This window comes from Kitasatospora sp. MY 5-36, assembly GCF_001182915.1.
Classification (GTDB): Bacteria; Actinomycetota; Actinomycetes; order Streptomycetales; family Streptomycetaceae; genus Kitasatospora.
The window spans coordinates 1-1,611 of sequence record NZ_LFVW01000293.1; the positions used below are offsets into that span (position 1 = coordinate 1).

The 1,611-nt window shown below is 74.0% G+C and carries 1 protein-coding gene; it reads left to right on the forward strand.

The window, feature by feature from the left end; genetic code table 11:
* Nucleotides 1–1,611, forward strand: a 1,611-nt coding sequence (locus AE652_RS43495) for a right-handed parallel beta-helix repeat-containing protein (RefSeq protein WP_199823116.1), incomplete at both ends; no start/stop codon positions are given.

Consider the following 1,611-nt stretch of genomic DNA (forward strand, 5'->3'; position numbering starts at 1 on the left):
ACCACCCTCCACGTCCACCGCACGACCGGCTGCACCAACAGCGGCACCGGCACCGAGTCGGCGCCGTACTGCACCATCGGTCCGGCGCTGGCCGCCGTCCAGCCCGGCCAGACGGTCGAGATCGGCGAGGGCACGTACCCCGAGGACCTGACCTTCATCCGGTCGGGCACCGCCGGGGCGCCGATCACCGTCCGCGGCGTCACCGGCCCAGGGGGCTCGGGCCCGATGATCGGCGACCAGAAGACTCCCGTCAACGGGTTCGTCGTCCGGGGCGCCGACCACCTGCGCTTCGAGAACCTCTACCTCACCGCGGCCCCGAAGAGCACCCTCCTGGTGGACGGGGCCCGCGACGTCTCCTTCGACCAGGTGACCATCGCCGAGGGCGCCACCCTGCACGTCACCAACGGCTCCGCCGACGTGCGCTTCGCGCGCGGCAGGATCGGCTCCTACCAGGACCCGGCGATCACCGTGGACGGCGGCTCCACCGGCACGGTCGTGACCACCAACCAGGTGTACAAGCCCGGGTCCGGACCCGGGACCGTGCCCGGCATCGTGGTGAAGGACGCCCCGAACACCGTGGTGGTGGCCAACACCGTCAACGCGCCCTGCTCCCGGAGCATCGTGCTGGACGGCGGCTCGGCCGGCGCGGTGGTCGAGAACAACGTGGTGAACAGCGCGAACGGCCCGCGGGCCTGCGGCGCCAGGTCCGCCGAGGCCATCGGCATCACCGTCGGGCCGGACGCCACCGCCGGCAGCAAGGTCGACTACAACGTGGTCGACCCGCGCAGCGGCGGCCCGGCCTACAGCTGGGCCGGCGGCCCGTACACCTCGCAGGAGGCCTTCACCGCGGCCACCGGCCAGGGGGAGCACGACATCGTGGCGCCCAGCCTGGTGGACCGGGGCCCGGACGCGCCGGCGGACCCCAAGGTCGACTCGGCGGACGAGAACGCCCCGGGCATGCTCCCGACCGACTCCGAGGGCAGGGCGCCCGTCGACGACCCGACGGTGCCCAACACCGGTACGGGCAGCGGCACCCGCGACCGCGGCGCGACCGAACGCTCCTTCGTCGGCAGCGCGTTCACCCCGGCCGGCCCGACCCGGCTGCTGGACACCCGGGCGCCGATCGGCGTCCCGGCGGCGCAGGCCGTTCCGGCGTACGGCACCGTCGACCTCCCCGTGGCGGGCGTGGCCGGGGTCCCGGCGTCCGGGGTGACGGCGGTGACGATGAACGTGACGGTGACCGAGCCGCAGGCCGACGGGCACCTCACCGTCTATCCGCACGGGGACGCGGCGCCGAGCTCGTCGAACCTCAACTGGACGGCCGGGCGGACGATTCCGAACCTGGTGACGGTGCCGGTGAAGGACGGCAAGGTGTCCTTCCAGAACGCCTCGGGCGGCACCGTGCACCTGATCGCCGACCTCGCCGGCTACTACACCGCCGAAGGCAGGGTCAGCTACCACCCCGACGGCCCCCAGCGCTGGATGGACACCCGCGACCCGGGCTTCCGGACACCGGCCGTCCCGGCCTGGGGCACCCTCGACCTGCCGATCCCGTACGGTCCGGCCGTCGCGGCGGTGACCCTGAACGTGACGGTCACCGAGCCGGGCACC